Annotated in this window: 18 protein-coding genes; 11 read left to right on the plus strand and 7 right to left on the minus strand. The window is 44.9% G+C overall.

Translation table 11 applies throughout. From position 1 onward, the window contains the following. Together QUA62_RS25660 and QUA62_RS25665 are read right to left on the minus strand one after the other, a co-directional pair. Positions 1 to 2,549, minus strand: a 2,549-nt coding sequence (locus tag QUA62_RS25660; protein WP_333407570.1) for a serine/threonine-protein kinase PknK, incomplete at its 3' end; no start/stop codon positions are given. Between the two features lie 969 nt (positions 2,550 to 3,518). Next, a complete protein-coding gene (locus QUA62_RS25665; RefSeq protein WP_333407571.1) occupies positions 3,519 to 4,277 on the minus strand; it encodes a VOC family protein in 759 nt (252 codons plus the stop codon). Between the two features lie 413 nt (positions 4,278 to 4,690). Between QUA62_RS25665 and topA the strand changes: the two genes are divergently transcribed. The 5 genes from topA (at position 4,691) to QUA62_RS25690 (ending at position 10,375) form a co-directional block, all read left to right on the plus strand. Next, on the plus strand, positions 4,691 to 7,423 hold the full coding sequence (topA, locus tag QUA62_RS25670) for a type I DNA topoisomerase (RefSeq protein WP_333407572.1): 2,733 nt from the start codon (positions 4,691 to 4,693) through the stop codon (positions 7,421 to 7,423). A 209-nt stretch (positions 7,424 to 7,632) separates the two neighbouring features. Continuing rightward, the gene (locus QUA62_RS25675) at positions 7,633 to 7,863 is read left to right on the plus strand and encodes a hypothetical protein (protein ID WP_333407573.1); all 231 of its coding nucleotides are present in this window, start codon (positions 7,633 to 7,635) and stop codon (positions 7,861 to 7,863) included. Next, positions 7,854 to 8,306 carry an HNH endonuclease signature motif containing protein gene (locus QUA62_RS25680; protein ID WP_333407575.1) on the plus strand — a complete coding sequence of 151 codons (453 nt, stop codon included), beginning with the start codon at positions 7,854 to 7,856 and terminating at the stop codon, positions 8,304 to 8,306. Before QUA62_RS25675 ends, QUA62_RS25680 begins: the two co-directional genes overlap by 10 nt. Positions 8,307 to 8,363: 57 nt before the next feature. After that, positions 8,364 to 9,698: a ParA family protein gene (locus tag QUA62_RS25685; RefSeq protein ID WP_333407577.1), complete on the plus strand. Its 1,335-nt coding sequence runs from the start codon at positions 8,364 to 8,366 to the stop codon at positions 9,696 to 9,698. Continuing rightward, positions 9,695 to 10,375, plus strand: a complete 681-nt coding sequence (locus tag QUA62_RS25690; protein WP_333343883.1) for a Rho termination factor N-terminal domain-containing protein — start codon at positions 9,695 to 9,697, stop codon at positions 10,373 to 10,375. The genes QUA62_RS25685 and QUA62_RS25690 overlap by 4 nt, the downstream gene beginning before the upstream one ends. 9 nt (positions 10,376 to 10,384) lie before the next feature. Here the strand turns inward: QUA62_RS25690 and QUA62_RS25695 are convergent, their stop codons facing one another. Further along, positions 10,385 to 10,789 (minus strand): HNH endonuclease, encoded by a 405-nt coding sequence (locus tag QUA62_RS25695; protein WP_333407579.1) that lies wholly within the window; start codon positions 10,787 to 10,789, stop codon positions 10,385 to 10,387. A gap of 388 nt (positions 10,790 to 11,177) precedes the next feature. On the opposite strand from QUA62_RS25695, the gene QUA62_RS25700 reads away from it, so the two are divergent. Beyond that, positions 11,178 to 11,426 carry a hypothetical protein gene (locus QUA62_RS25700; RefSeq protein ID WP_190659166.1) on the plus strand — a complete coding sequence of 83 codons (249 nt, stop codon included), beginning with the start codon at positions 11,178 to 11,180 and terminating at the stop codon, positions 11,424 to 11,426. Positions 11,427 to 11,647: 221 nt separating this feature from the next. On the opposite strand, the gene QUA62_RS25705 is transcribed toward QUA62_RS25700, so the two are convergent. Both QUA62_RS25705 and QUA62_RS25710 read right to left on the minus strand, forming a co-directional pair. Then, positions 11,648 to 11,902, minus strand: coding sequence for a DUF5615 family PIN-like protein (locus QUA62_RS25705; RefSeq protein ID WP_333407581.1), 255 nt, complete (start codon positions 11,900 to 11,902; stop codon positions 11,648 to 11,650). Continuing rightward, on the minus strand, positions 11,889 to 12,110 hold the full coding sequence (locus tag QUA62_RS25710; RefSeq protein ID WP_333407594.1) for a DUF433 domain-containing protein: 222 nt from the start codon (positions 12,108 to 12,110) through the stop codon (positions 11,889 to 11,891). The genes QUA62_RS25705 and QUA62_RS25710 overlap by 14 nt, the downstream gene beginning before the upstream one ends. A gap of 765 nt (positions 12,111 to 12,875) precedes the next feature. On the opposite strand from QUA62_RS25710, the gene QUA62_RS25715 reads away from it, so the two are divergent. The 4 genes from QUA62_RS25715 to QUA62_RS25730 all read left to right on the plus strand — a co-directional run bounded on the left by QUA62_RS25715 (position 12,876) and on the right by QUA62_RS25730 (position 17,852). Next, entirely contained in the window at positions 12,876 to 15,350 is a 2,475-nt protein-coding gene (locus tag QUA62_RS25715; protein WP_333407583.1) for a phosphoketolase family protein, read from the plus strand. Between the two features lie 144 nt (positions 15,351 to 15,494). After that, complete coding sequence (locus tag QUA62_RS25720; RefSeq protein WP_333407584.1) at positions 15,495 to 16,499, plus strand: AAA family ATPase; 1,005 nt, start codon at positions 15,495 to 15,497, stop codon at positions 16,497 to 16,499. After that, positions 16,492 to 17,178 carry a DUF3226 domain-containing protein gene (locus QUA62_RS25725; RefSeq protein ID WP_333407585.1) on the plus strand — a complete coding sequence of 229 codons (687 nt, stop codon included), beginning with the start codon at positions 16,492 to 16,494 and terminating at the stop codon, positions 17,176 to 17,178. Before QUA62_RS25720 ends, QUA62_RS25725 begins: the two co-directional genes overlap by 8 nt. Positions 17,179 to 17,210: 32 nt before the next feature. Further along, positions 17,211 to 17,852: a histidine phosphatase family protein gene (locus QUA62_RS25730; RefSeq protein ID WP_333407586.1), complete on the plus strand. Its 642-nt coding sequence runs from the start codon at positions 17,211 to 17,213 to the stop codon at positions 17,850 to 17,852. A gap of 40 nt (positions 17,853 to 17,892) precedes the next feature. On the opposite strand, the gene psaK is transcribed toward QUA62_RS25730, so the two are convergent. Next, positions 17,893 to 18,153 carry a photosystem I reaction center subunit PsaK gene (gene psaK, locus QUA62_RS25735; protein WP_333407587.1) on the minus strand — a complete coding sequence of 87 codons (261 nt, stop codon included), beginning with the start codon at positions 18,151 to 18,153 and terminating at the stop codon, positions 17,893 to 17,895. A gap of 263 nt (positions 18,154 to 18,416) precedes the next feature. Between psaK and QUA62_RS25740 the strand changes: the two genes are divergently transcribed. Further along, entirely contained in the window at positions 18,417 to 19,628 is a 1,212-nt protein-coding gene (locus tag QUA62_RS25740; RefSeq protein ID WP_333407588.1) for an acetate kinase, read from the plus strand. Between the two features lie 404 nt (positions 19,629 to 20,032). On the opposite strand, the gene QUA62_RS25745 is transcribed toward QUA62_RS25740, so the two are convergent. Beyond that, the gene (locus tag QUA62_RS25745) at positions 20,033 to 22,219 is read right to left on the minus strand and encodes an ATP-binding protein (protein WP_333407589.1); all 2,187 of its coding nucleotides are present in this window, start codon (positions 22,217 to 22,219) and stop codon (positions 20,033 to 20,035) included. Position 22,220: the final 1 nt, after the last annotated feature.

Genomic DNA, 22,220 nt, shown 5'->3' on the forward strand with positions numbered 1-22,220 from the left:
AATGCCTGGATTTTAACTTGATAAACTTGCACCTGTTCTAAAGGTGTTTTCGCATGATGAATCACCGCTTCAATCCAGTGGTGCATCTGCTCAAAATCGCCGGCCAAAAAAGCCACCTCGGCAGCCAAGTCGTACAGAGATAGGGTCATTTCGTACTGCCCTTGCCAAGCGTCTGTTCCTAGCAGTTTCAGGCCCACTGTGGCATATTCGCGGGCGGCTTGATATGCGGTGGCGGCTCTGGCTTTGTGGCAAGCAGTGAGGTTGAGTTGGGCGAGTTCCTCCCTTTCCTGTTGTTCTACAACCAGTATGGTTCCGTAGTTCAACTGATTGACTAATTCAAAAATGCGTTCTTCTCTGGCTTCTGCTGAAATCTGTTGCAGAAGTAATTGCCCGATTTGATAATGAGCGATCGCGCGTTCTTCTTCCGGAATCAAAAAATAAGCGGCTTGTTGGACGCGATCGTGCAAGAAGCGATAGGCAACGGTTTGAGTAGTCGTTTCAGAAATCGCCTGTTCTGCGCCTACATAAAATTTATAAACTTCACTTTGGGGAATAATCAGCTCTTCCTGTAAAGCTTTCCATAAAGCCGTTGCCGTTTCCGTCTCCGAACTCTCTGCAACAATTGCCAATGTTGCCAGATCGAACTGGTTGCCAATGCAAGCGGCTAATTTTAAAACCTCCTGAGTTGTTGCTGGCATTTTTTGCAACTGCTGCGCCATAAATAGCACCACATCATCAGTGAGCGCTGCCTCTCTCACTTTGCTAATATCGCACTGCCAATGTCCCGAGTGGAACTCAAAACTAATCAATTCATCCTGATGCAAGGCTTTGAGAAACTGCGTTGCAAAAAATGGGTTTCCTTTAGTTTTTTGATATACCAGTTCTGTCAGCGGTTGTGCCAAATTAGGCTCACAAACTAGGGTATCCGCTACCAATTGATTTAAACTGATTTGGTCAAGCGGTGCTAAGATAATAGTGTTGAGTGTGGTTCCTGCCTTCCTCACTTCATCTAGGGTCAACATCAGGGGATGGCTGGGTGATACTTCATTATCCCGATAGGCTCCCAGCAGCAACAGATAACCCAATTGCGACTCATTGACGAGCAATTGCATTAACTTCAGCGATGCCGAATCCGCCCATTGTAAGTCATCCAAAAATATCACCAATGGATGTTCTTTTGTGGTGAAGACAGCAATGAATTTGTGGAAGAGCAAATTAAAGAGGTTTTGAGCAGCAATCCCCGATAATTCCGGGGCTGGGGGTTGTGTTCCAATAATCCGTTCTAGTTCGGGAATGACTTCAATAATGACTTGTCCGCTGTCACCGAGCGCTTCGAGAATTTTAGTTTTCCATTCTTGAATTTTGGCATCACTTTCACTCAGTAATTGTGCCATAAAATCGCGGAAAGCCAGGACAAATGCCGAGAAGGGAATGTTGCGGTTAAACTGGTCGAATTTGCCTTTGATGAAATAGCCGCGCTGCCGGACAATGGGTTTATGTACCTCGTTGACTACAGCCGTTTTTCCAATCCCGGAGAACCCAGCGACTAGCATTAATTCTGAGGTGCCATTTGCCACGCGCTCGAAGGCATTTAACAAGGTTTGGACTTCGGTTTCTCGACCATAAAGCTTTTCAGGAATCAGGAAGCGATCGCATATATCTCGCGTTCCTAACTCAAATGTTTCAATTTTTCCAGTTTCTTGGCACTGCTGCAAACACTTTTCTAAGTCATGTTTCAATCCCCAGGCACTTTGATAGCGTTTTTCGGCATTTTTTGCCATCAGCTTCATGACAATATCCGAAACCACCTGCGGGATTTCTTTGCTGTTTATTGCAGGAGGTTGTTTGGCAATATGGCAGTGAACCAACTCCATGGGGTCGTCACATTCAAATGGCAGTTTTCCTGTCACCAGTTCGTAAAAGGTGGCTCCCAGAGAATAAAAGTCGGTGCGGTAGTCGATGCCTCGGTTCATTCGTCCGGTTTGTTCGGGAGAAATATAGGCGAGGGTTCCTTCTAAGACGTTGGGATTTTGAATTTCTTGAGTTTCTCTCGGCAGTAGGGAGGCGATGCTAAAGTCAATCAGTTTGACTTGTTTAGTTTCCGGATGTATTAGGAGATTGGCGGGCTTGATATCTTTATGAATAACTCGGTTTTGGTAGAGTCCATGGAGAATCTCTGCTAGTTGCAAAGCCTTGTTGAGAAATTGTTCTAAAGCTCCCGATTTATCGGGTTGGTTTTGATCGGTTGCTGCCTTGAAATAAGTAGACAGAGAGACTCCTCCAAAGTCCTCCATTATCAAAGCATAGGCGTTTTTGTAGGCTGCTAAATCGAGGGGTTTAACTATACTGGGGAGGTTGAGATTTTTGGCAATGGTATATTGGTTGCGAAAATGCACCAATTCGCTGAAGCTGGGGTATTCATTCCGCAGGACTTTAATGACGACTGAAGTGCGATCGCTCTCCCGAACACCCCGATAGACTAGAGTGCGAGATCCTGCATAGAGTTGTTCTGTTATGCGATACCCCGGCAGGTCAGTAATTGTCTCCATTTTCCAGTCCTCAATAAATTGGGGGTTACTATATGTCTAGTTTACTCAGTCAACTTGGAAAATTCTCAATGGTTTCTAATGTTCGTGCACTTGTCAGTCCGCGTTCTGTACGAACGCTCGCAGCTCGTTCGATACTGAAGCCATATTATTAAGTGTTTAGAACTTGTCTCCACTGGAGCGAAAATTATCTATAACTATGTTTACATAACTTATTTGAGATATTGAGGGCGATCGCATCTAGCAGTTGTGAAGCTGACAGGAGGCGATCGCCCCCAAAAGCTATTATTTTTTGAGGTAGTTCAGTTTAAACCCAAGCGTGGAAAGGTTTTCAAGTTGGTTGTTCCCCCTTGATGGTTTTGTTTTGAGGTAAATTTACCGTAAAAATACTCAAGGGCAGCCGTCATGCCGTGTTCTAGCAACCTATTGTATCGACAGGATATTCTTTTGTTATAATTAGACAATGGTATTAAAAGACATCTAGCTGTTAATACGCTTGGTTTCTATTGTTTCTTCACCCTCAAAAAAGCCAATTTATTTCCGGGATGCGGGTTTGATTGAGATGTTGAGGAAAAACCTTGATTCTTCAAGTCTCAACCAGTCAATATTCCCAACATAACAATATTACCTTGACCACGGCTATCACCCAGAAAATTTGACTATTGAGTTAAATAAAATTTATTTGCAGGTTATGACTATAATCAATTTTAAAATAGTGAAAAAAATATCGAAATCCGAAAATCAGCCGAGGGTAATTCGGGATTGGTTCCAGTTGTGGCAATGTGGATAATTTAAAAATCCAACTCTTGGACGTAAAAGTGCAAAATTCTCATTAATAATTTTGAGATAACTTTAGATAATGCAACTGCTGAAAGTGCATCTTTGTTTGATTACGCTGATGGTTAAAAGGCTGGCCGCGTTTTAGATATCAAATGGGTTCTCTAGAACTCATTTTTAGCTAACGGGTTGAGATTACCAACTGATAATAAGCGGCAATCCCGGTCGAAAATCTACCTGTTGTCCCTGCACTTCTCTATCAAAACCCAGCTCCACCAAATACTCTGTTCCTATCCGTAACTTTAGCTGATTTGTCTCAAGCACTGCTTGAAGTTCAGGTGACGGATTATTGGCAGCAGGACTTACTAATTCTACACGAGTAATTTCGCGTAAACCAACACCATGCTCCAAAGGCTGTGACTTCTGGGCAGAATAGTGATCTGGACGTTTACCAAAGGAAATTTGGAAAAGCATCGGCTCAGTCAACACATCACTATTTGTTGCCACCCTTATACTCATCGTTTCAGATAAATAAGGTGGACGATAGGCCCAACTAGAAAATGCAACTGTGTCCTCAGAACCTTTGGCTGGACGCAAACAGATGCCAAATGGACACGCACCATTATTCCGATTTGTCGATCGCTCCCAAAGACGAGTCTGATGAATTGGCTCAGACTGCGCCTCTTCTGGATCGTGAATCCATAACAATTCCAACATTGCGTTATGGAAAAAGAAAGAGCGATTGGCTGTACCTTGTCCGTGATGAATGCGAGATGCACCCTCAACTAAACCGAATGAGGATAAACGATTAGCTTCCGAAGCACCAATATCAGTAAGAATGAAAAGATGGTCAAATTCAAATGTCATAGCATTGTTCAGAGAATCGATCGATCGCTCAAGTAATTTTAATCCCCTGTGATTGCTTTTTTTCCGATCGCCACGCTGATGCTGCACAGCGTACTGTACCAAAGTCCCAAACCTCTACTCAGTCCATCTTTCCCAATCTAAAATCTAAAATCTAAAATCTAAAATCGCGCAATCGATAGCCCCAACCTTCCCCAAGCTTCAAGTTACAACCACATCGAGGAACCATCCGCGCACATCCAGCAGTCTCAACATCCAGTTACCGACAATTCTGCTAGAGTCAGGTCATCATCCGGTGCATCTTGTAGAGACGCAATTCACAGCCTCTGCCCCGAAAGCAGTAAAATCCCATCAGCTTGTCACCTGCCACCCGATCGGCAGTAACTTAAAAATTAAGGTAGTTTGAAAATAATCGCCCAAAGTTGAAAGAAGCCTTGACATCTGACCTAAACTCTCTAACTTACACCCTCTAGCTGCGCTGCCATCCATATTTAAAAGATGCCATGTCAACCTTAGTCATCGTCGAATCTCCGACCAAAGCCCGCACCATCCGCAACTTCCTGCCCTCCACCTACCGTGTAGAGGCATCGATGGGCCATGTCCGCGACCTACCCTCCTCCGCCGAAGAAATACCAGAAGCCGTTAAAGGAGAAAAATGGGCGCAACTGGGCGTAAACGTGGAGGCAGACTTTGAACCCCTCTACGTCATCCCGAAAGATAAAAAGAAAATTGTTAAAGAACTCAAAGACGCCCTCAAAGACGCCACAGAACTGATTCTAGCCACTGACGAAGACCGGGAAGGCGAAAGCATTTCCTGGCATTTGCTGCAAATCCTCAAACCCAAAGTTCCGATCAAGCGGATGGTGTTTCACGAAATCACCCGCGAAGCAATCCGCGATGCTTTGACTCACTGTCGCGATATCGACAATCGAGTAGTACAAGCGCAAGAAACTCGCCGAATTCTCGATCGACTCGTCGGTTACACACTCTCTCCGCTACTGTGGAAAAAAATCGCTTGGGGTTTGTCTGCAGGTAGAGTGCAGTCAGTCGCAGTCAGGCTTTTGGTGCGCCGGGAACGGGAACGCCGCGCTTTCCGCCAAGGTAGCTACTGGGATTTGAAAGCCCTTTTGGAAAAGGGCAAGATTTCCTTTGATGCCAAACTCGTGACTGTCGGCAATGTGAAAGTTGCAAATGGCAGCGATTTTGATGAAAATACCGGGCAAATTATCGCAGGCCGCCGCGTACTTTTGCTGAACGAAGAACAGGCGCGGGCTTTGCTCTCACGCATTCAAAACAAACCCTGGACTGTCGGGAATATTGAAGAACGGCCAGTCACCCGCAAACCGTCGCCGCCGTTTACGACCTCGACTTTGCAGCAGGAAGCCAACCGTAAGCTGCGGCTGGGTGCGCGGGAAACAATGCGAATTGCCCAAGGTCTCTACGAACGCGGTTTTATCACCTATATGCGGACGGATTCGGTGCATTTGTCCGAACAGGCGATCGAAGCGGCGCGCAGTTGCGTGCAAGAACTTTACGGCAGCGAATACCTCAGCCCCCAACCGCGCAAATACACCACGAAAAGCAAAGGCGCGCAGGAAGCCCACGAAGCTATCCGTCCCGCCGGCAGCACTTTTCGGACTCCGCAGCAAACGGGATTGGATGGGATTGATTTCCGCCTGTACGATTTGATTTGGAAGCGGACTGTGGCTTCTCAAATGGCCGATTCCCGCCAAACTCACGTCACTGTATTAACTCAGGTAGAAGATGCCGGTTTCCGTTCCAGCGGCAAACGCATTGATTTTCCCGGCTTTTTGCGCGCCTACGTGGAAGGTTCCGACGATCCGAATGCGGCGTTGGAAGACCAAGAGGTGATTTTGCCGGCGCTGAAGGTGGGGGATAAACCTAATTGTAAGGATTTAGAGGCAGTTGGCCACGAAACTCAACCTCCCGCCCGCTACACGGAAGCTTCTCTGGTCAAAATGCTCGAAAGCGAAGGTGTGGGCCGTCCGAGTACCTATGCGAGTATTATCGGTACAATTGTCGATCGCGGATACGCGAAATTAATAGCTAATGCCCTAATTCCGACATTCACCGCTTTCGCCGTCACGACTTTATTGGAAACACATTTTCCCGATTTAGTAGACACCGGTTTTACTTCCCGAATGGAACAAACCCTCGATGAAATTGCCACGGGCGAGGCGAAATGGCTGCCGTATTTGCAAAAGTTTTATACAGGGGAAACCGGACTCGCAACCCAAGTTAAAGAACAGGAAAGTCAGATTGATGCGAAAGTTGCCCGAACTGTGGTATTGGAGAATCTCTCCGCCAAAGTTTGCATCGGCAAATTCGGCGCATATCTGGAATCTGAAAGCGAAGAAGGCTTGGTAAAAGCATCGATTCCCCAAGATTTGACGCCGGCAGATTTAGATCCGGAACAAGTGGAGTTTCTGTTAAAGCAAAAAACGGAAGGCCCGGAAAAATTGGGTCTTCACCCGGAAACCGGGGAACCGATTTATGTGCTGATTGGCAGTTACGGGCCATACGTTCAGTTAGGAGAAGTTTCGGAAACGAACAAGAAACCGAAGCGGGCTTCTTTACCGAAGGGGACGGATAAGGATAGCGTGACGCTGGATATGGCGGTGAGTTTGTTGACTTTACCCCGGTTGTTGGGCACTCACCCGGAGACGGGGGCGAAGGTGCAAGCTAATTTGGGGATGTACGGGCCTTATGTGGTTCACGACCAAGGTAAGGTGGGGAAAGATTATCGATCGATCAAACCGCCGGATGATGTTTTGACGATAACGCTCGATCGGGCATTAGAGTTATTATCGCAGCCGAAAGCCGCCCGCGGCCGCAGCAAATCAGCCACACCTTTAAAGGAATTGGGCGCGCATCCAGAGTCGGGAGAATTGATCAATGTTTACGATGGCCGCTACGGCCCCTACGTGAAACACGGCGATATCAATGCTTCTTTGTCGAAGGATGAATCTGTGGAGAATTTTACTTTACAAAGAGCACTGGAATTGTTAGCAACGAAGGAAGCAGCGGGAGGCGGTAAATCTAGCAGCAAGTCGAAGAAGTCTACTAAGACTGCGGCGGCGAAGTCGGAGACTGCAACTGAGAAGACTGCGGCGAAGAAAACTACTGCTAAGAAGACGACGACTGCGGCGAAGAAAACCACTGCTAAGAAGACGGCGACTGCGACAAAGACTAAGAAAGAAACTAAGTTAAGTTAGCAGGATTTACGCACTGTACGGTCAGAAACCGGGTTTTTTGCGAAAATAATTTGTTTTAGCAGACAGATTCGGTAAAAAACTCGGTTTCTTCGATCGCGCCGCGCGTAAGTAGGTCGGCTCTTTCTAAAGTAATCCTTTCGTTCTCATGATATAATCAAGACCATCCATGTAGTAATTGGAGTAATTGAATCACCATGATAGCTGAACTTATGGTACAACCTTCCTACTGGATCGAGCGTGAGATTTCGATTCAGAAAGTCAGAGATCTTTACTTATTCAAATTTACGGAAAATCTGCAAGCCAGATTAGAAGAATTAGCCGAGAGAAAAAAGGCTAATCTTTTAACTTCAGAAGAGGTTGTAGAATTAGCAAGCTTACTAGAACTAGATCGGATTTTTACCTTAATTAACGCTAAAGTTATAGCAGCCTCATGTCTGTAAGCCGCGCTACTAGAAATTTAGTAAGAAGTAGAGCTAATTTTCTTTGTGAATATTGCCATTCAGCGGAAGAAAGTAGCTCTACTCTATTTACAATAGATCATATTTTACCTCGATCGATTGGTGGTAGCGATGAACTTGAAAACTTAGCTTTAGCTTGTCATCGCTGTAATAATAATCGCTATAATTTTGTCACTGGTACTGACCCAGAAACAGAACAAGAAGTAACTTTGTTTAACCCCCGTCAACAGCAATGGTCTGAGCATTTTAACTGGTCTGCGGATGGTTTAGAAATAATGGGTATTACTCCCACAGGTAGGGGAACCTGCGATCGATTAGACCTTAACGATCTATATCATAATGAAGGAGCGATTATCAGAGCTCGTCGTTTATGGATTAGGGCAGGGTGGCACCCTCCCTCTGGCGATCCTCGCCAAAATTCATAATAATGTAGTTATTATAGTGATATACTCAGATAAAATTATTCATGAATTTTCCTTCCCATGAATGCCCCAGCCACTACCCTTCAAGCTGCATTACAAAGTCTTCCTCAAGGCGCTTCAGAAGCTATTGTCAGTGCTCATTTTTCACCTCAGTTTCTGCAAGCATTGGGGTTTGAATCTGATGAGGTTGTTCCCCAATATAATACTAATGGTGGTGGAAGAGTCGATATAGCAGCTAGAAAAACTATTGGAGGTGATATTTTCTTACACACACAATCTAATCCCTATCTCCTTTTAGAGCTAAAAGGGAAAGACATCAATCTTACTGAAGGTACACCAGGGTACTTAAAAACAGTTAAGCAACTTAAGGAACACTTACTTGGTTCTAATTGCACGTCAGCAGAATGGGGAATTATTACTAACTCATCCCATGTTCAACTGTTTAGAAAGCATGGTAAAGTAATCTTCCCAGCTACTCAATGCTTGGCTCTGGACTTGAATAACGTCGATCAAGTTGTTGCGGATATAAGAAAGAAGATTCAAGCACCAAGTAGAGCCTTGACAGTAACAATCTATAATAACAAAGGGGGTGTTGGAAAAACAACTACAACAGTTAACCTGGCAGGTATTTTGACTTTTTTAGGCAAAAAAGTTTTGGTAATAGATTTTGATTTTAATCAACAAGATTTAACAAGTGCTTTAGGTATTCCAGTCAGTAATGGGGTTTTTAAAGCAGCTCTTACAGACAAAAACGTAGGTCTAAAATCAGCGGTGAACCCCTATAATTTTTCTACTAAAAAAATACAACTCAGTTTTGATATTATTCCTGCTGACAATGACCTGGCTAACGAGTCTGACGATAAACTTCGCAGCTTCATGCAAATGCGTGTACTGTACAAGAAGCTCGAATTTGCAAGGCAGGACTATGATTATATTTTGATAGATTCATCCCCGAATTGGCGTTTCATTAGTCAACTTGCGGTATATGCGGCTGATGTTATCCTCATTCCTACAAAACACAACAACCTCTTTTCTCTAGAGAATGCGGCAACCGCTATTAAGAAATTCATCCCTGAAATACAAGCCGATAAAGGTGAGGGAAATCCCATTGCCTTACCAATCTTTTTTAATGGAGAAAAAATTACACAGCCACAACTAGAAGTTGCTCAACAAGAAATTAACAATATTCTGAAAAATGCTAAAAAAGACAAATTCGATCTACTGCCCTACTTCTATCCTAAGTACACCAGTGCGAAAAAAGACTTACATATTCATCAAGTACCAAGTTACGCTAACATAGCTAATGCTGCGTTCTCACGCATTCCTGCTGTTTATCGAGATCGTTCTGCCCATGAATACTACAAAAATTTAGCGAAGGAATACTTCTTAAAATGAAAATTTCTAACATTATTGGCAGTTTGATGCATCTATACATAGATGAAATCGAGCCAGGAGAGGGTACTGATGCTCCTGAGTTTTTGATCAAAGCTACTGCAAATATACTTAAACAAAAGGGTGGACGAAACTGGCTCCCAGTTATCGTGAAAGAAACTGGTGAAGACAAGTATCAAGTTATTAGTAATTCGTTTGTTTATGCTGTAGCAGAGGAAGCTGGGCTAGAAAGAGTCTGGTGCATTATTGCTGATGATAGTGATGATACTATTACACTCACTAAAATCCTTGCAGGTGAGGAAAAGCCTAAAATTAATCTTTCCACAGCATCCAGAGATGAAATTATGGCAGCATTGCAATATTTGATTGAACAGCCGAACAGCGAGCTAAAATCCGTTAAACTTGCTGTAGCGACCAATCGAATTGATGAGGCTCCTCGTCTGTATTGGAAAAATTTTGAGCCAATCACAAGCTTGAAATGCGGTATTACCAAAGGCAAAAAACTTGACGCAATTAAGAGTGTATTTTATCTGACTCCCCAATCAATGCCAGATACGATAAACGACGTGACTATTCTCAGAACAATGACTACTGTTGAATTAAAAGCAATAGCCAAGAAAAGAGGAATTGCTGGCATAACTAAGATGAAGAAAGATGCTCTGATTGAAGCGCTAAGCTAATGGCCTCTGTTATGAAATACTTGAATCTGTTGGCGGATGCCATCCAGCACTAACCCACTGACGCCTGACAGTAACAGCAATATTATTGTTTAGTTGTAGTGCTGTTACTGTTGCGCGACCGCAGTCTGTAAGTCCAATAATTTCTGTAGCGTCTTCACTCCAAGCAAAATTTTGTGACCATTGTTGAGTGCGCGGATTAAACAACTTAACGTGCTTTTGCGTTACCGGATCTAATGCGTCAGTTTGGGTTCCTTTGTAATTATTGCACAGACTACAAGCCAGCCAGAGACTTTCTTCCTCGTTAGTCCCCGCAATCGCTTTAGGAATAATATGGTCAATTTCCAGTATTCCCAAAACATACATTTGTAAACTGCGACAAAGTAGAAAACCAAGTGAAATTAGTTTAGTTTTCACTCATCCCAGAAACCCGGTTTCTTAAAAAAACCGAGTTTCTTTATTTATAAAATATTAGCCAAGCTGGCAAAAATAGGTTTGTACTTCCGTCCTTAAAATTCTCTTCTGTTCTCTTCCTTTGTGTCATAAACGTCTGCGCGGTTCGATCGCCCCTATTTTTTTTGAGACATATCAACTCAAACTCTTGTCAAGCCTAGCTTTTGGGCTTACTTGTCACCCGTCGGTCAAATCATCCTATTTACTTATTGACAATTGCTCTTCTCTGTTGAATTGTCAGGGAACGTATATATAAGGTTACAAATTGTATCACAAGCAACAGAAAGTACCCAATGTTTTATGTAGCGCCCTACAATGGACAAAAGAAACAAGATTAAGAGGCGCGATCGCTATGGGTATCAATGAAAACTTAGACTGGGAAGAAGCATTTGAGTACAGAGCGGGCTTGACAGTGGAGTTGAAGTCCCAGCCAGGGGTTTTGCATACGATCGCTTACTATGAAGTGATGATGGTACCGCCCATCTGGTTAGAAAATGACCCGCGTCCCCGCTATCCTCACGAACTGCGAGTCGTTTCCCACCAGCCAACTGTGTCCAATGTTTGCCGGATTTCAGAGAGTCCTGTTTTAGTCGCCTCCTAAGTTTTTTCAGCCGGAAATATCGGCGATGGCATCTAGCCAGCAATCAAACCGATGCAGTGATTTTCGGATTGAGATTGCTTGAGTTTAGTTTGTGGCGATCGCTTAAGATATAGATGGCCGCGAGAGTGCGATCGACTCAAATCACTTGACCTGTTAATGTTTCAAGTGAGGAAATAGCTTGATTAATGTTACCAGCCCTTCTTGTTACATCATCCTCTCCCCTACAGACAATGTATTCCAGCATGGTCAGACTGTAAGCTGTGCAGTCTGATAAAATAACGGCAATTTTGAGTGAAAACAGCTCGATTTTCACTGACTGTAAAAGCTAACACTTCTGCGTCCGGATTTTTTAGGTTATCCTTTCCGGCTGCTTGCACTGTCAGAATATTTTCCCCCATCCGGCGCAGCAATTCTACAATTTCTCTGGGAAATTGTTCGTCACCATAAAGACGCGCCCTCATTTCAATCCTCGTCATTCTGGCGGATAGCTATTTCACTTTCATCTGGAAAAGCTGCCGCATAAGCCGACGCATTTGCTAAATCAGTAGCAGTTAGTGTGGGATAGTTATCTAGGAGTCGAGACTCGTTCATCCCCAAATGACGAAAACTTTCCAGTTCCCAAATAGGAATGCAAGTATTTCTCATACAAGCATCACCCCCACAGACACCGAGAGTTTGGCTAATTCCTTGCCAGGTGTTAGCTAAATTTTGCGTTAATAATTAGATAATATGTATTTGCTATTATACGCAATTCCTTTCTCTCTGCTCTCTTCCTCTGCGCCCTCTGCGCCTCTGCGGTTCATAAAAAAAAGCTTTTTCACAAATGAAATAGCATTGCTATATTTGTTTAAATTCAGGCTAAATCTCTCTCATTATAAAAAGTGATCGCCTTTTTACCCTGAGCTTAAACGAACTTAAAAAACTTTAACCCAAAACGAGTCATACCATTTTAAATTTTAGATTAAAGAATGGGGAATGACTGAGGACATAAAGCTTTGGATATTGCATACAGTTGAATTTTTTATGATAACTGGTATCAGCCATCACCAGGCACAAAGTGAAATTAAATCCACCTATAAATCCTTATGGCTTCTACCTTGAGAAGTATCTTTTTGTGGACTGGCACAACACATCCTACCACTCGCAACATATACTACGGCTCAGTGCGGAGTACACAGCCTACAAAAACTCTTGTGTAACTCCTATTCTGTATTGCTGAATTCCTTGATCCCCGCAAGTAGCGGCCTTTATTGCATCAAAGTCCTGCGATATTTATCCATAAATTAACATTGATTTAAACTTTTATTTAGGTATAAACGAGCTAGAATTCAATAGTTTGCGTGGAAGACATGGAGTTTAAATACAAAATGTCACAAATAACAAATTAATATCGATCGCACTTCTCGATCGCACTTTACAAAACAACCAAAACTCAGGAGTCAATCGCTGATGATCCTAGGAACAACCGAGATCCCGCAATTAAAACCGCTTTCCGACTCAGAACTACAAAAAATGAACGCCTACTGGCGGGCGGCAAACTACCTATCCGTCGGACAAATCTATCTCCTCGACAACCCCCTACTCAAAGAACCCCTCAAAATCGAACACGTCAAACCGAGACTCCTCGGACATTGGGGCACCACTCCAGGCCTCAACTTCATCTACGTTCACCTCAACCGCATCATCAAAGCCCAAGACCTCAACACCATCTACATCGCAGGCCCCGGACACGGCGGGCCGGGCTTGGTCGCCAACACCTATCTCGAAGGCACTTATACCGAATATTACTCGAACATTTCCGAAGATGAAGAGGGTATCAAACGGCTGTTCAAACAGTTCTCCTTTCCCGGCGGTATCCCCAGCCACGTCGCCCCGGAAACCCCCGGTTCGATTCACGAAGGCGGCGAACTCGGCTACGCCCTCGTCCACGCTTACGGGGCGGCCTTCGACAATCCCGATTTGATTGTGGCGGCCGTTGTCGGCGACGGGGAAGCCGAAACCGGCCCGCTGGCTGCTAGCTGGCACTCTAACAAGTTTCTCAACCCGGTTCGCGACGGGGCCGTGTTGCCGATTTTGCACTTGAATGGCTACAAAATTGCCAATCCTACGTTGTTGGCCCGCATTCCGCGCGAGGAATTGGAAAGTTTGATGGTCGGTTACGGCTACAAACCTTATTGGGTGGAAGGTTCAGACCCGGAAACCATGCACCAGTTGATGGCTGCAACTCTCGATACCGCGATCGGCGAAATTAAGGCGATTCAGGAAAAAGCCCGGACAGAGGGCTATTCGGGCCGTCCCCAGTGGCCGATGATTGTGATGAAAACTCCCAAAGGCTGGACGGGGCCGAAGGAAGTTGACGGTAAGAAAACTGAGGATTATTGGCGATCGCACCAAGTCCCACTTTCGGAAATGGCTTCTAAGCCGGGACACGTCCAACTCCTGGAAGATTGGATGAAAAGCTATAAGCCGGAAGAACTCTTCGACGAAAAGGGTAAGTTAATTCCCGAATTGGCAGAATTAGCGCCCAAGGGATCTCGACGCATGGGGGCAAATCCCCACGCTAACGGCGGCCTGCTGCTGCGAGACTTGAAAATGCCGGAATTTGAAGACTACGCCGTTGACGTGCAAAAACCGGGCACTGTAATGGCAGAAGCAACCCGCGTTTGCGGTCGCTTCCTGCGAGAGGTGATGACACTGAATCAGGAAAACGCCAATTTCCGCATTGTCGGGCCTGACGAGACGGCCTCAAACCGCCTCGATCCGGTGTTTGAAGTGACGAACCGGGTGTGGGCGGGGGAAATTTTGCCCGAAGACGACCACATCTCCCCCGACGGCCGCGTGATGGAAGTCCTCAGCGAACATCTATGTCAGGGATGGCTGGAAGGCTATTTGCTGACGGGACGCCACGGCTTTTTCTCTTGCTACGAGGCGTTTATTCACATCATCGATTCGATGTTCAACCAACACGCCAAGTGGTTGAAAACTACTAACGACATTCCTTGGCGCCGACAGATCGCCTCTCTCAACTACCTGCTAACTTCTCACGTTTGGCGGCAAGACCACAACGGTTTTTCTCACCAAGATCCGGGTTTTATCGACCACGTAATTAACAAGAAAGCGGAAGTGGTGCGGATTTATTTGCCGCCGGATGCGAACACTTTGCTGTCAGTAACGGATCACTGTCTCCGCAGCCGCCACTATGTCAACGTGATTATCGCAGGGAAGCAGCCGGCATTGCAGTATTTGGATATGGATGCTGCGATTAAACACTGTACGGCCGGCATCGGTATTTGGGAGTGGGCTAGCAATGATAAAGGTGGCGAACCGGATGTGGTGATGGCTTGCGCGGGTGATGTTCCGACGCTGGAAACTTTGGCGGCAGTTGACATTCTCCGCCGAGATTATCCCGATTTAAAAGTGCGGGTGGTTAATGTGGTGGATTTGATGACTCTTCAGCCTGCTAGCGAACATCCTCACGGTTTGTCTGATAAGGATTTTGATGCTTTGTTCACGATAGATAAGCCGGTGATTTTTGCTTTTCACGGCTATCCTTGGCTGATTCACCGATTGGCTTACCGCCGCACGAATCACTCGAATATTCACGTTCGGGGTTACAAGGAAGAGGGAACGACTACGACGCCGTTTGATATGGTGGTGATGAATGACCTCGATCGATTCCATTTAGTTGCAGATGTACTCGATCGCGTTCCGAAACTGGGTTCTGTAGCAGCTTACGGCAAACAAGCTATCCGTGACAAGCTGATCGAGCACACGCAGTATATCACGAAGCACGGCGATGATATGCCGGAAATCCGCGACTGGAAGTGGCCGCACGCGGGCCCGGTTTCGCCGGAACCGCCGCAGGAAACGAAAGATCCGGCGGGGACACCAGATCAAACCGTGCGATCGGGTGCGCCTGGATAGGTGCGATCGCTTCTCGACCTCTGCGTGAATCCGCGTTAATCTATTGTCATCTGCGGTTAACAATTTCTCTTTTTTTAACCGCAGATACAGGCAGATTAACACAGATTAACGCAGATGAGTTAGATTAATTCAACAGGATCGGTAATGCTGAAAGAAATAGAAATTAAAAATTTTAGGTGTTTTGAGCAAATCAAAATTTCTGGGTTTGAAAGAGTCAATTTAATCGGGGGTAAAAATAATGCTGGCAAGACAGCCTTGCTAGAAGCACTTCTTCTCAATTTTGCTCCAGACCCTAGCATTCTAGCAATCCTAAGAGTGCTGAGAAGAGAGCCATCAGAAGCCCTACAAGCCATGCCTAATAGAGCCTGGGATAACTTATTTTATGCACAAATAAAAGATAAATTTATAGTAATTATTGGCAAAGACGACAAAAATAACACCGAGCGATTAGAAATTAAAGTAGAAATTAATTCAGTTAGATATAAGATAAATTTTGAGTTCATGAGAAACGAAGACGAATCTACTTGGTCATTAAGAGAGGTTTCTGCCCAAGGTTTAATGCGTTATTATAGTTCTCTTGACGAAGTACCAATCATTCCCTCCTGGATCAGGATTTCGGGAAAAGAACTCACACAAGCATACGATAAGGCGCGTTTGGATGACAAAGATAGCGAAGTTTTGAAAGCTTTTCAAATTATTGACCCTACAATCGAATCAGTAGAGAGTTTTACGATTGGGGAACCGACGCTCTACTTGAGAAGACAAGGCGAAAAGCGTTTGCCTTTATCATTGTTTGGAGATGCCATTAACAGAGTTGCAGAAATTATCCTTAAACTGGTAAACAGTGAATACAAAATCTTGCTAATCGATGAGATAGAAAATGGCATACACTATACAAAGCAGGAGGAGTTTTGGAGAATTTTATTTCGGTTGGCGGTTGAACTGGATACCCAGATTTTTGCTACAACTCACAGTTTAGAGATGCTTCAAGCATTTGCTCATGTTGGTTTAAAATCCAATCAGGAATGTAGCAGCGCATATTTTGAACTAGCCAAGAAACCGAAAACAGATCAAATAATCGGCATCCGGCGCGATTTAGAAACTTTGAATTACGCACTAGAACATCAAAAAGGAGTGAGAGGTGAGTAATATTGTCATAGTAGAAAGTAAAAATGATGCAATTTTTATGCAGGCAATGGTTGACAAAATTAACTGCAATATCCAGGTAGAAGAATCTATTTATATAGATGATTATGAAAGTTTGGAAGGCTTGAGCGAAACAAAGTTAATCACTACTTTAAAAGCTTTAGAAGCCGACCTTCAAAAAAGAGATATAGAAAAGATTGGGATTATTATTGATATTGATAACTATTCAGAGGCAGAGCGGCTGGAATTCGTAAATGAATGTATACAACAGGTGTTTGAATCTGAAACTTTGTCAAGCACTAAACAATTTATAGATATTTGTGGAGATAATGGAACAAATGCAAAATTGGCTTGTTACTTTACAAATGTTGGAGGTAAAGGCGAACTGGAAACGCTTTTAAAGGCAATCAAGGCTATAGAATCTCCTCATGCTGATTGTTTGAATAGCTGGAAAACTTGCATAGAAAGCCAGGGACAGCAAATCGACCGGAAAGGTTTTGATAAATTCTGGGTGAGCATCTATCTCAGGTATGATACTTGCTCAAAGCAGGATCGGAAACAAGCTGAAAAAAAATGCAGTATGTCACGGTTTGATTATGTTATGGAACACAAAAAAGATATTTGGAATTGGGATAATCCTGCTCTCGATGATTTGAAGGAGTTTTTTACACTCTTTTGCTAACATAGTAAAATTCACACACAATTAACTAACTCATGAGCTTAAAAATCTACTTTGTACGACACGGTGAAACGACTTACAGCCAAACAGGCGGTTTCTGCGGCGCGATCGATCCAGAATTAACGCCCGCAGGTTCTCAAATGGCAGAACAGTTTGCCGCTACTTACGCAAAATTGCCCTGGGAGGCTGTTTATGTCAGTCCGATGAAACGCACAATTGCTACTGCAAAACCTTTGTGCGATGCTGTGGGAATTGAAATGCAGCTTCGCGACGGGCTGAGGGAAATTAAGTACGGTGAGTGGGAAGGCAAAACAGTAGAAGAGGTCAAAAAAGACTACGAAGAAGATTATATTAATTGGCTGACTGAACCTGCTTGGAATGCACCGACGAATGGCGGCGAAACTTCCGTGGAAATTGCTAGCCGATCGTCCTTAGTTATCGCAGAAATTCAGGAAAAGTACAAGAGCGGTAATGTTTTGGTTGTCTCGCACAAGGCGACTATTAGAATTGTTCTGTGCAGTTTGTTGGGGATTGATTTGGGACGTTATCGCTATCGCATTGGCGCTTTAGCAGCTTCTGTGAGTATTGTTAAGTTTGACGTGCGCGGGCCGCTGTTGGAGGTTTTGGGCGATCGCTCGTACATGGATGAAACTCTCCGGAATTTACCCGGTACTTGAAATTGCGGGTAAGGTGCGGGAGCGCACCTCCATTCTGCAACTAAATCGCGCCTATGTTAGACAATCCTAAAATAGCACCTGCTCCCAAAATATGACCAAAGGCCATAGTTCCCACAACTGCACCCAAACTCAAACCGCCGAACATACTGGATGAGGGCATTGCTGGGCCTGTGCGAGGATTCTTGATTGTTGATTTGCCGATCGCAATAGCTAAAATATTGCAAATAATCATAATTAAACCGATCGTGGGGCTCCACTCTACGGTTCTGGGGGCAATGGCAAGTAAAATTGGTGTAAACATCGATCGGCTCCTTATACTTTAGTCAATGAAAATCTGATGATGAAAGTATCAAATAACTGCAACGCTTAGCTACAGATTGCATTAATACTTAATTTTTTGATATATTTCGTAATGTTAGATTCTCCTCTTGAACGCAGGGCTAGCCAGAAACCGGGTTTTTTAACATAATACTTGGTTGCAACCCGCAGAAAAGGTAAAAAAACCAATTTCTTGGCCCGGATTGCGTCGGGGAGTGAATTAGCAATTACCTATTATCTATTACCATGAAAATATTAGTTTTAAACGCAGGTTCTAGCAGTCAGAAAAGCTGCTTGTACGAACTAAATGACAGGCTTCCCGATCGCCAGCCGCAACCCCTCTGGGAAGCGCAAATTGACTGGCATCACCGCGAAGGTGTGGCTCAGTTGAAAGTCGAAACTGCTTCGGCAACTGAACTTGAGGAAGAATTCGCCTCAGACTCTCGCGAAGCCGCCATTTCTCGAATGCTGGAGACTCTGTGGCAGGGTAAAACTCAAGTTATTAATAGTTTAAAGGAGATTGATATTGTCGGCCACCGCGTCGTACACGGCGGACAAGACTATCAGCAAAGTACGTTAATTTCGCCGGATGTTAAAGAGGCGATCGCCCGTTTATCTGTTTTCGCCCCCGTACACAATCCGGCCAACTTGGAAGGCATCGAAGCCCTTGAAAAAATCCTCCCAAATCGGCCGCAAGTAGCAGTATTTGATACAGCTTTTCACGCGCAATTGCCGCCCGCTGCCTTTGTTTATCCCGGCCCCTACGAATGGCTGGAAAACGGGATTCGGCGCTACGGTTTTCACGGCATTAGCCATCAATATTGCGCGCGCAGGGCGGCTCAACTTCTGAACCGTGATTTGACCCATTTACGGCTGATTAGCTGTCATTTGGGCAACGGGTGCTCTCTGGCGGCGATTCGCGGGGGCGTGAGTGTTGACACGACGATGGGTTTTACTCCTTTGGATGGTTTGATGATGGGAAGTCGATCGGGTGCGATCGATCCTGGGATTATAATTCATTTGTTAAGACGAGAAGATTTAACTTCTGAAAAATTAGATAATATTCTCAATCGTAATTCTGGTTTAAAAGGGATTTCTGGGGTATCTAGCGATATGCGGCAGATTGGAGATGCGATCGCCCAAGGTAATGAGAGAGCTCAACTTGCTTTGGATATTTACATTCACCGTTTGCGCGCCGGAATTGCGGCGATGCTGGCGAGTTTGGGTGGGTTGGATGCTTTGATTTTTACGGCGGGAGTTGGGGAAAATTCCGCTGTTGTGCGATCGGCTGCTTGCGAAGCTTTTGGATTTATGGGTTTAAAATTGGATGGAGAGAAGAACCAACAGTCGCCAGTGGATGAAGATATTGCGGCAGTGGATTCAGCGGTGAGAATTTTGATCATTCACACGCAGGAGGATTGGGAAATTGCGCGAGAATGCTGGAAACTTTATCACTAATTTATTTTATGGATTCTCGGCTCTTCCGTACTTAGTGCGATCGCGTTAACTTAAATTGCTCCTGAAGGCTTGCTAGGTAAGGCTTGGAAATTATTTACATCTGCTTGCGCTGTTGAGCAACTTGCTCAAGTAGTGGCGATTGCCTTGAAATTCCAGCCAGCTATGGTGTAGGACACCAAAAAACTAATAATTTGACACACTAACTACCTAAGAGCCGATATTATTAGGCTGATTAATCATAATTGGGGAAAAAACTCCCTTTTTTCAGAGGGATATGACGGCTATGTCCTTGATTATATCAGTGTTCTGACGGGGTTCTCACCCTGTCAGCGCAATGCGTGGCCGGATTGTTAAGGGTTGCTAATTGGAACTGATTTGGGAAAGTCGGTTGATGGTGGCGCCGATTACACAACTTGCCTGGGGGCGATCGGAATTTCAATAATAAACTCGCTCCCCTCTCCTGGTGCAGAAACGCAAGTTAATTTTCCGCCGTGAGAACTGACAACAATCGAGTGAGAAATAGACAATCCCAAACCCGTTCCCGAACCCACGGGTTTAGTTGTAAAAAATGGATCGAATATCTTGTGCAGCACCTCAGTGCTCATCCCTGGCCCGCTGTCGGCAATTCTAATTATGACAGAATTCCTGTCTGTCACCTCTGTAGAAATTGTAATAGCAAGCTGTTGATGAGATTTTTCCGGGTAATCTCTTGTTACGAGGAGAGCATCGATCGCATTGGTGAGAATATTCATAAACACCTGATTGAGTTGTCCGGCGTAGCATTCCACCAGGGGTAGAGAACCGTAGTCTTGAATCACCTTAATAGACTGTCGTTCCGGTCTATCTTTGAGGCGGTGTTGCAAAATCAGTAGGGTGCTGTTAATACCCTCATGGATATCCACTGGTTTAAAGTCTGCTTCGTCCATCCGCGAAAAGTTCCGCAACGACAGGACAATTTGGCGGATGCGATCGGTACCCATTTTCATCGAAGACAGCATTTTTGGCAGGTCTTCTTGCAAGAACTCCAGGTCGATTTCTTCGGCTGCGATTTGAATTTCGTCAGCAGGGTTAGGATAGTGCTGTTGATAAAGCTCCACGAACCCTAACAAATCTTGGGCGTATTCCTGTGTATGGACGAGGTTGCCGTGAATGAAGTTGACCGGGTTGTTAATTTCGTGGGCGACTCCCGCAACCAGTTGCCCCAAACTAGACATTTTTTCGCTTTGAATTATCTGTGATTGGGTGCGTTGCAACTCACTTAGGGCGTTTTTGAGTTCACCGGTGCGGTATTCCACCCGGTCTTCTAATTCTGCATTACTTTTTTCTAAGGCGGTAAACGATTCGCGCAGTTGTCTTGCCATGTGGTTAAAGGAGTTGGCAAGGGCGTTGAGTTCTTTAATACGGCTGTCTTCTACAGCTTGGTCGAAGTTGCCAGATGTTATTGCCTCACTCGCCCGATTTAGTCGCAGAATCGGACGCGCAATCCAGCCGGAAGTGATAACGCCCATCCCACAAGCTACCCCCAATGCTGCTAAGCAGAGCAAGATTGTGGTGCGAGTGTTGGCATCAATCTGTGCCATGAACTCGCTTTCTGGCACACTCACCACTACTAACCAATCCAATCCATATTGGTCGCGCCAGGGAGTGACTTGCACATAGTAGAGTTCTCCCTGAAAATCAAGCCGGAGATCGGTGTTTCCAGAAATGGATTGAAACCCTTTGAAGCGTTGCTGGATTTGTTTGGCAATTCCCTGCACTATGGGATTGCCACTGTCGATCGCCTTCAAACGCCGAATCTCGTCTTTGACGGTGGTAAAGGGTTGTTCTTTCGCAGAATTTGCGATCAACAGCCCATTTCGTTCCATGATGAAAACCTGCCCTGAGCTACTGACATCCATATTCCGTAAGAAATCGCTCAGTTTCAACAGATGGATATCGACTCCAACCATTCCTAGCAAGCGATTATTTGCGTCATAGATGGGGCGACCAGCGGAGGCAGCGATGTAGGGATGATTGGGATAATTTACGGTGACGATCCGCGACCAGATGGGTTTACCTGCTTTCATGGGTTCGGTGTACCAGGGTTCTTGCAAGTTGTCCCAATCATAAATAGTCACGACGTGAGTGCGATCGCCTTTGTTATCGGTGGCATAGTTGGTGACATTATTCGGCGGTTTGGGAGTCCAATCATCAATCACGACGGTTCTGGGGTCGTAGCGTGCGGCTCCTACTCCCTCACCCGTGGTCAGTCCAATGCCGATGTAATTCAGGTCATAGGTCTGCATTTGGTGCCAGAAATACTTACCGAGGGTTTGGCGATCGCGCACATCTAGCAATCCCATCCGAATCGCATCGGCGTTAATCTGAATCACTTGATGCGGAATAGATAAATAAGCCTCCAGATGTTGATTCACCGAAATGCTGGTTCGATCCATCAACCGATCCGCCAGGTCGTTTACCGCTTTTTGTCCATTTTTGAACGACAAATATCCCACCAGACCGACCGCTCCAAAGATTTGCAAAACAAATGGCACGATCAGTATTAGCTGCAATCGGATCGCCTGAGTTTTGCCGAAGTGACGTATCTTCATG

This window comes from Microcoleus sp. MON1_C1, assembly GCF_036701945.1.
Lineage (GTDB): Bacteria > Cyanobacteriota > Cyanobacteriia > Cyanobacteriales > Microcoleaceae > Microcoleus.